The organism is Ruegeria sp. K7 (assembly GCF_056531785.1).
Genome location: NZ_JBQFMJ010000015.1, coordinates 125,906 through 133,984, shown reverse-complemented (window position 1 = coordinate 133,984; position 8,079 = coordinate 125,906). Strand labels below are relative to the sequence as shown.

Annotated in this window: 6 protein-coding genes and 1 pseudogene; 1 reads left to right on the top strand and 6 read right to left on the bottom strand. The window is 59.3% G+C overall.

The window, feature by feature from the left end:
- The 5 genes and pseudogenes from glyA to ACR0FE_RS20115 form a co-directional block, all read right to left on the bottom strand.
- Positions 1-199: pseudogene (glyA, locus tag ACR0FE_RS20135) on the bottom strand (serine hydroxymethyltransferase); the annotation flags it as partial.
- Between the two features lie 63 nt (positions 200-262).
- Positions 263-1,234 (bottom strand): 2-hydroxyacid dehydrogenase, encoded by a 972-nt coding sequence (locus ACR0FE_RS20130; protein ID WP_480914860.1) that lies wholly within the window; start codon positions 1,232-1,234, stop codon positions 263-265.
- A complete protein-coding gene (sucD, locus tag ACR0FE_RS20125; RefSeq protein ID WP_170616669.1) occupies positions 1,234-2,124 on the bottom strand; it encodes a succinate--CoA ligase subunit alpha in 891 nt (296 codons plus the stop codon). Before sucD ends, ACR0FE_RS20130 begins: the two co-directional genes overlap by 1 nt.
- On the bottom strand, positions 2,124-3,320 hold the full coding sequence (locus tag ACR0FE_RS20120; protein WP_480914858.1) for a malate--CoA ligase subunit beta: 1,197 nt from the start codon (positions 3,318-3,320) through the stop codon (positions 2,124-2,126). The genes sucD and ACR0FE_RS20120 overlap by 1 nt, the downstream gene beginning before the upstream one ends.
- A 28-nt stretch (positions 3,321-3,348) precedes the next feature.
- The gene (locus ACR0FE_RS20115; RefSeq protein WP_170619745.1) at positions 3,349-4,590 is read right to left on the bottom strand and encodes a pyridoxal-phosphate-dependent aminotransferase family protein; all 1,242 of its coding nucleotides are present in this window, start codon (positions 4,588-4,590) and stop codon (positions 3,349-3,351) included.
- Between the two features lie 221 nt (positions 4,591-4,811).
- Between ACR0FE_RS20115 and ACR0FE_RS20110 the strand changes: the two genes are divergently transcribed.
- The gene (locus ACR0FE_RS20110; RefSeq protein WP_480914857.1) at positions 4,812-5,441 is read left to right on the top strand and encodes a LuxR C-terminal-related transcriptional regulator; all 630 of its coding nucleotides are present in this window, start codon (positions 4,812-4,814) and stop codon (positions 5,439-5,441) included.
- A 154-nt stretch (positions 5,442-5,595) separates the two neighbouring features.
- Here the strand turns inward: ACR0FE_RS20110 and ACR0FE_RS20105 are convergent, their stop codons facing one another.
- Positions 5,596-8,064 (bottom strand): GcvT family protein, encoded by a 2,469-nt coding sequence (locus ACR0FE_RS20105; RefSeq protein WP_480914855.1) that lies wholly within the window; start codon positions 8,062-8,064, stop codon positions 5,596-5,598.
- Positions 8,065-8,079 lie beyond the last annotated feature (15 nt).

Genomic DNA, 8,079 nt, shown 5'->3' with positions numbered 1-8,079 from the left:
GATAGCCTTCGGCGTATTTGTTGGTCATCACCGAGCCCTGCGCCTCCATCACTGCGGCGCTGACGATGTTTTCGGACGCAATCAGCTCGATTTCATCGCGCTGGCGCCCCAACTCGGACCGGATCGAGCCGAAAAGCTCAGGATCACGATCCGAAAGAGACTGGGTGAAAAAACCATTTGTGCGGTGGGGGGCGTTCACGTGGAAACCTCCTGAAAAAGGCCTCCCGACGGGATCACCGGCGGGAGGAGGTAAGGGAAAAGATCAGATTACGCGGTCCCGGGGTGGGCGGCCGGCAAAGAAGTCACTGAGATTGTCGAGCACCCGGAACCCCATGGCTTCACGCGCTTCGCGGGTGGCGCTGCCAAGGTGCGGCAGCATCACCAGATTGTCGCATTGCACAAGGTCCGGGCTGATGCGCGGTTCGCCGTCGAACACATCCAGCGCAGCACCGCCGATCATGTCGAACATCAGGGCCTGAATAAGCGCCCATTCGTCAATCACCTCGCCGCGCGCGGTGTTGATCAGGAAGGCGTCCTGTTTCATCAGGCTCAGCCTGCGCGAGTTGATCAGGTGGCGGTTCGCCGCGCCGCCAGGGCAGTGCAGTGAGACGAAATCGCATTGCGGCAGCAGTTCGTCCACCGTGTCCACCTGAACGGCGTTGCATTGGCCCAGAACGTCCGGTGATACCTGGCTGCGGTTCTGCACGATGATCTTCATGCCGAAGCCGTGATGGGCGCGGCGGGCCATTTCCTGACCGATGCGGCCAAAACCGATAATGCCCAGTGTCTTGCCACTGACCTTGGTGCCAACCAGATGGGTAGGGCGCCAGCCGGACCAACCTCCGGCGCGCAGTTCCCGTTCGCCTTCACCCGCACGACGGGCCACCATCAGCAGCAAGGTCATGGCCAGATCGGCGGTGCATTCGGACAGCACGTCGGGTGTGTTGGTGACAGTCATACCCAGATCGCGGGCTGCCGGTTCGCAGATGTGACTGTAGCCGACACCATAATTGGCCAAGATCCTGGTCTGCGCGGCAGGCACATCCAGCGCCTCGGCGCTGAGTGTGTCGGTCACGGTCGGCAACACCGCGTCATACCGTTTCAGCGCATCGCGTATTTCGGCCGGTGACATGGGTTTGTCGCCGGTGTTCAGCACGGTGTCATAGCTTTCGGCCAGTTGCGCCTCGACCGCAGCTGGCCAGCGGCGTGTTACAAGGACTGAAGGTTTAACCATCACGCGGCCTTTCCCATGACGCGGGCGATCGTTTCGCCGATGACTGCGGGGTTTTCTGCCACGGTCACGCCTGCGGCAGAAAGGATTTCAACCTTTTCCGAGGCACTTTCGCCAAAGGCCGAAATGATCGCACCTGCATGGCCCATGGTCCGGCCCTTGGGGGCTGTCAGACCCGCGACATAAGCCACCACGGGCTTGGTGATGTGGTCGCGGATATATTCCGCCGCTTCGGCCTCTTGCGGGCCGCCGATCTCACCGATCATGGCAATGACCTCGGTGTCTTCGTCCTGTTCGAACCGTTCAAGGATGTCACGGAAGGACGAACCGTTGATCGGGTCGCCACCGATGCCGACGCTGGTAGACACACCGATTCCGCGTTCTTTGAGCTGCGCTGCAGCCTCGTAGCCCAGCGTGCCCGAGCGCCCGATGATCCCCACGTTGCCCGGCAGGTAGATATGGCCGGGCATGATACCCAGCAGCGCCTTGCCCGGGCTGATTGTTCCGGCGCAGTTCGGCCCGGTCAGCACCATGCGCTTGTCGCGCGGGTAGCGGTACATGTAGCGTTTGACCCGGATCATGTCCTGGGCCGGGATGCCGTCGGTGATGCAGACGCAATAGCGGATGCCGGCATCCGCCGCTTCCATGATCGAATCCGCTGCAAACGGTGGCGGAACGAAGACAAGGCTGGCATCGGCACCCGTGGCCTCGACGGCCTGTTTGACGGTGTCAAAAACCGGCACGCCTTCGACGGTTTCGCCACCTTTGCCGGGGACAACGCCGCCGACAACATTGGTGCCGTATTCCAACATGTCCTTGGTGTGAAAACGCGCCATGCGTCCGGTGATACCCTGAACGATAACGCGGCTGTCGCGGTCGAGAAGAATGCTCATTACACAGCCCTCATCTTGGTGTTTTGGGACAGGTCGTTGCGCCATGCGCCAACGGCGCGTTCGGCGGCTTCCATCAGGGTGGTTGCACGGATGATCGGCAAACCGGATTTGGCCAGAATCTTCTGACCCTCTTCGACATTCGTACCGGCCAGACGCACGATGACAGGAATGTCGATGTCCAGTTCGCGCAATGCCTGCACGACACCTTCTGCAACCCAGTCACAGCGGTTGATTCCAGCAAAGATGTTGACCAGAACCGCCTGAACATTGCTGTCCGACAAAACCAGGCGGAAGGCCTTGGCGACCCGCTCGGGTGAAGCACCGCCGCCGATATCGAGGAAGTTCGCAGGCTCCCCACCGGCCAGCTTAATGGTGTCCATCGTGGCCATGGCCAGACCGGCACCGTTCACGATGCAGCCGATATTGCCTTCGAGGCCGACATAGGACAGGCCACGATCAGCCGCGCGGCTTTCACGGGGGTCTTCCTGGCTTTTGTCGCGCAGTTCAGCAATCTGCGGGTGACGGAACAGGGCGTTGTCGTCAAAGCTCATCTTGGCGTCCAGCGCCAGAACGCGATCATCGCCGGTTATGACTAGAGGGTTGATCTCGACCATGGTCGCGTCCAATTCGCTGAATGCGGCATAGCAGCCCTGAAGGGTGCGGACCATTTGCTGTACCAGACGAGGCTCCAGACCCAGTTCGAAGGCGATCTCGCGCGCCTGGAATTCCTGCAACCCTACAGCCGGTTCCACGATTGAGCGTACGATGCTGTCCGGGCGTTCGGCCGAGATTTCCTCGATCTCCATTCCGCCTTCGGACGACGCGACAATCATCACCCGCTGGCTGGAGCGATCAAGCACGAAACCCAGGTAAATCTCGCTGTCGATGGGCACGGCGGCCTCTACATATACGCGGTAGACGCCTTTGCCTTCCGGGCCGGTCTGATGCGTAACCAGCTTGCGCCCGAACAGGTTGTCACAGGCCTCGTAGATCTCGCTTTCAGTGTTGCACAGCTTGACGCCGCCAGCCTTGCCGCGCCCGCCTGCATGCACCTGCGCCTTGACGATCCACTTGTCGCCGCCAAGCTCGCGAGCGCGGTAGGCGGCTTGCTCGGGGCTGTAGGCCAATGCACCTGGCGGGACATCGACCCCAAACTTCGAAAGGACCTCTTTGGCCTGATATTCATGAATATCCATCTGCATTCCTCCCGTTCATGCAGTGCGATTACGCGGCAATCGATGTGCCGTAGCGGCTTTCCAGCAGCGCCTCGATTTCTTCGAAATCGACGGTGCCTCCCAACTCATGCAGAGCTTCGGAGAACAGGCGCACGATGCGGCTGACGGCCTGATGGTTGAGCTGGTTCAGAATGCCGATCCGAACCTGCACCGGGGCGCTGAGCGTGGGCCAGATGCCAAACCCGCGCGCCCGACAATTCTGAACAAGTTCCATTTCACGACCTGCCAGTTCTGTCGGCAGATTGAGCACGACAAGGCTGGGCATGTCCGAGGTCACTTCGCAGCCAAGCGCGGTCACAGCGTCGCGCAATACGCATTCGTGTGTGCGATATGATGCGGATCGCTTGGCCAGCCCCTCCTGAAGGGTCAGGCGCAGCGACTCGTGAAACGCGGCAACGGCGTAGCCCGAATGTGTGCGGTGATAGGTTCCCTTTTCGACATCCTGCCCGTCGACGATGCCCCAGTGGCGGGCTTCGAAAATCGGGTTGTGGACATAGGTATATGCACCCGTCGCCTTCAGCGAATTGATATACGAGTCGGTGAAGCTGACCGGCGCGTAGGTCAGTGGCAGGCAGCACAGGCCTTTCTGCGGGCAGGATGCCCAGCCTGCGATACCGGGAAAATCATCAATCCGGAAATCCTCGACGCCCAAGGAAGAAACCGCGTCGATCAGGCCCATGGCCCCATGCCGTTCGCAGGCATTCGAGAAACCGCGCAGATCGTTGATGCGCCCCGATCCGGTTTCCCAATGCGCCATGAAGGCCCATTTCGGTTTATGGCGAGCCAGGGCCTTTTCGACCATTTCACCCGTAACCGGTTGCCCATGAGGCACTTCGATCACGACGACGCTTGCCGCCTGCGGGTCCAGCGGGCTGGAGGCGTGTTCCTGCGGTGTCGCGGCCTTGATCCGCAGGGTCAGCGAGTCGATGCCCGAAAACGTACCGTTCGAAAAGGCGACCACCTTGTCGCCCGGCATCACGGCCGAGAACATGGTGTCCAGCGCGCTCCAACCGGTGCCGGCGACGGCGAAGGTATAGGCGTTGTCGGTACCCCAGATTTCGCGCAGCATGTATTTGCATTCGACCATTCCGCGCAAAACATCGCCTTGCATGTGGTCTGCAACACCCGCGCTGGAAAACGCCTGCAGAACGCGGGCGTCTGTATTGCCGGGGCCGGGTCCGGCCGCCAGGGTCTCGGGGATTTCCAGCGGGGGATAAACCTGGAACGTCATTTGTGATCCTCCTCAGCTACGGGATGATTGGCAGAGCCCGTGTGTCGCGTTGGCGATCAGCAAAACTGAAACTTGCCCGAACGCGCAACGTAACTTAATACTGCTTTTGGGCATCTAATTGGGTGGGAAAAAACCTACCCATTAGTGTAAGAATACAAAGGTGTACTGAGATCAAACCTACCAGAATGGGTAGTTTTTGAGAATTTTGGGCGGAAAATCAAATGACTGAAAAAACCCGATACCCGATTGACGTCATGCTGGCCGACAACAATCCGCTCGTCCTGTCTGCGATGTCGGAGATTTTTGAACGCGATCCGCGATTCTCTTTGGTGGCCACGTCCGCCACAGCCGAGGGGTTTCTGGGCGCGGTCATGCGGGTGCCTGTGCAGGTCTGCGTCGTGGCGTGGAACCTGCCGATTTTGGGTGCTGCCAAACTGATCGAGGTGCTGCGTGAACAGCAAAACGCACCCCGTTTCATTGTGTATGGCGACGAGGCCGGCGATGTTCCCAGGTTGGCCATGCAGGCCGGGGCCGCAGGGTTTGCCCCACGGTCAGGTGAAGTGGAGGGTTTGCTTGAAACCTGCGCCGACGTTGCTGCCGGCAAGATGGTGTTTCCCTTCATCGATGTCCGGAAGATGCACCAGGATCCGATTCATGGCCTGTCACACAAAGAACGCGCGATCCTGGAGGCTTTGGCCAAAGGACTGTCAAATCGTGACCTGTCGAAAGAGCTGCAAATATCGACGAATACGGTCAAATTTCATCTGTCCAATATTTATGAAAAACTGTCCGTCAAAAACCGCGCTCAGGCGATCGCATATTACTATTCTTCGAAGTCAGCGCCTGAATGAGTGAGGCTCGTTTTGCGGCTGATCGTATGGCGTTCGCCGGATAATCCCGCGACGAAACACAGCCATTGCTGCGATGGAGTTCGGGGACCACCTGAACTCCGCTGGTTCCGTCAGAATTGCGAAGGGCGCCCAGGCGGGCGCCCCGTACAAAATTTCAGCATCGCATATTGGCGCCGTTGGGATCATAAAGCGGGCCGCCAAGCACTTCGGCATCGTAGAACTCGCCGAGGATTTCCACCTGAAGGATCGTTCCAGGCGCTGCGTGCTCGGACGCGACATAGCCCATCGCCATGGATTTACCCATCCGGTGCGCATATCCGCCTGAGCTGACGTAACCCACCGCCGCGCCATCCTTCAGGATTGCTTCGTCGCTGGAGACATCGATCCCTTCGACGTCGATTGTCATGGTCACAAGCTTTTGTTTCACACCCTCGGCACGGAAAGCTTCGGTCGCCTGCTTGCCGACGAAATCTTTCTTCCAGTTGATGAAGACATCCATTCCGCTTTCCACTGCATTGAAATCCGGCCGGAACTCCGTGGTCCAGACACCCCAGCCTTTTTCAAGCCGCATCGCCATGAGCGCACGTGCGCCATACCAGCGATAGCCCAGATCAGCCCCGGCACCCTCAATCGTTTCGGCAAGCCGCAACAGGTATTGGGGGCGGCAGTAGATTTCAAAACCCAGCTCGCCCGAAAAACTGATACGGTTCAAAATGACCGGAACCCCGCCCACGAAGGTTTGTCGCAGATCGCGGAATTTCATGGCGTCAGCGCTGACATCGGTGCGGGTGATACGCGACAACAGTTCTCGTGACTTGGGACCGGACAGCGCTATCCCGTGCCAGTCGTCTGAAACATTGGCGTAAGTGACATCATCCGGCAGATCCTTTTCGAACCAGCGGCGGTGCGCTTCCTGCATCGCGCCCGACCCAAACAGCATAAAGTGATCCTCGGCCAGGCAGGCAACGGTCAGGTCACCGTACAGCTTGCCTTTTGGGGTAAGCATCGGCGTCAGGGTCACGCGGCCGGGTTTAGGAACATAGCCCGCCACAATGCGGTCCAGATAAGCGCGCGCGCCTTTGCCTTTGAATTCGTGCTTGGCGAAGTTGGCAATCTCGATGCCGCCGACGGCATTCTGCACGGCGTCCACCTCGCGTTTGACATAATCGAACGAGCGGTTGCGCTCGAAAGTCGGATCCTCGTGGGCGTCCTCGGGACCGTCCGCAAACCACTGGGCGTTTTCAAGTCCAAAGCCCTGATCCATCAAGGCACCCTTCGCGACCAGACGATCGTAAAGCGCGGTGGTTTTCTGCATCCGGCCCTTGGGAAGGGTCTCGTTGGGGAAGGTCATGACAAAGCGGCGTTCGTAGTTTTCGGCCGATTTGACGGTTCCCCAGTCCGGCGTCGCAAACTCGCCAAACCGCGCGACGTCCATGGCCCAGACATCAATCGAGGGTTCTCCGTCGATCATCCATTCCGCCATGGTCAGACCAACGCCGCCGCCCTGACAGAACCCCGCCATGACACCCACCGCGACCCAATAGTTCTTCATCCCCGGAACCGGGCCGATCATCGGGTTGCCGTCCGGGCCGAAAGTGAATGGCCCGTTAATCATGTCCTTGATGCCAGCCTCGCCGATTGCCGGTATCCGTTCGAACGACATTTCGAGTCGTTCGGCGATGCGGTCGAGATCGGGCTGCAGCAACTCGTGGCCGAAATCCCACGGGGTCCCGTCGACTTTCCATGGGGTCGACTTCGGCTCATAGGTGCCCAGCAACATGCCCTGCCGTTCCTGCCGGAAATAGATGTTGGCCTCATAATCGATACCCGCAGGCAGGCGACCGGCGTCGCCCATGCTTTCCATGCGCTCGGCGATCATCGGGATCTTGTCGGTGATCAGGTAGTGATGCTCCATCGGTTGTACCGGAAGGTGAATGCCGGACATCTGGCCGACTTCGCGGGCCCACAGGCCGCCGCAATTGACCACCTGTTCCGCATTGATCGTGCCTTTCGGTGTCGTCAGATCCCAGCTTCCGTCCGGGCGCTGGCTCATCGCGGTCACACCGCAATGGGTAAAGTACTGCGCGCCGTGTACACGGGCCGATTTGGCAAAGGCATAGGTCGCGCCCGAAGGGTCAAGATCACCGTCCTGATCGTCCCAAAGGGCTGCGTGGTAATGCTTGGGGTCGATCAGCGGATGACGCTCGGCCAGTTCCCTTGGACTTATGAATTCCTGATTGAGCCCCATGTACCGCGCCTTTGAACGTTCGCGTTTGAGGTAATCGTACCATTCCTTGGTCGATGCCGCGTAGAAGCCCCCAGTGATATGCAGGCCAACCGAATGGCCCGATGTCTCTTCGATTTCCTTGTACAGATCAATCGTATAGCTTTGCAGACGGCTTATGTTGGGGTCCGAACTGATCGTGTGTATCTGCCCGGCCGCGTGCCAGCTGGACCCGGATGTCAGTTCATCGCGTTCCAGCAGTACGACATCCTTCCACCCGAACTTGGCAAGGTGAAAAAGGATCGAACATCCGACGACGCCGCCGCCAATGACGACAACCTTGGCGTGGGAAGGAAGCGGTTTGCCTGTGGCTGTATCGTCTTTTTGAATTTCGGGCATTGAAGGTGTCCTTGG

Excerpts from the sequence above, each read along its gene's own strand:
- sucD (WP_170616669.1), bottom strand. The coding sequence starts at position 2,124 with ATGAGCATTCTTCTCGACCGCGACAGCCGCGTTATCGTTCAGGGTATC.
- ACR0FE_RS20105 (WP_480914855.1), bottom strand. The coding sequence starts at position 8,064 with ATGCCCGAAATTCAAAAAGACGATACAGCCACAGGCAAACCGCTTCCT.
- ACR0FE_RS20120 (WP_480914858.1), bottom strand. The coding sequence starts at position 3,320 with ATGGATATTCATGAATATCAGGCCAAAGAGGTCCTTTCGAAGTTTGGG.
- ACR0FE_RS20115 (WP_170619745.1), bottom strand. The coding sequence starts at position 4,590 with ATGACGTTCCAGGTTTATCCCCCGCTGGAAATCCCCGAGACCCTGGCG.
- ACR0FE_RS20110 (WP_480914857.1), top strand. The coding sequence starts at position 4,812 with ATGACTGAAAAAACCCGATACCCGATTGACGTCATGCTGGCCGACAAC.
- ACR0FE_RS20130 (WP_480914860.1), bottom strand. The coding sequence starts at position 1,234 with ATGGTTAAACCTTCAGTCCTTGTAACACGCCGCTGGCCAGCTGCGGTC.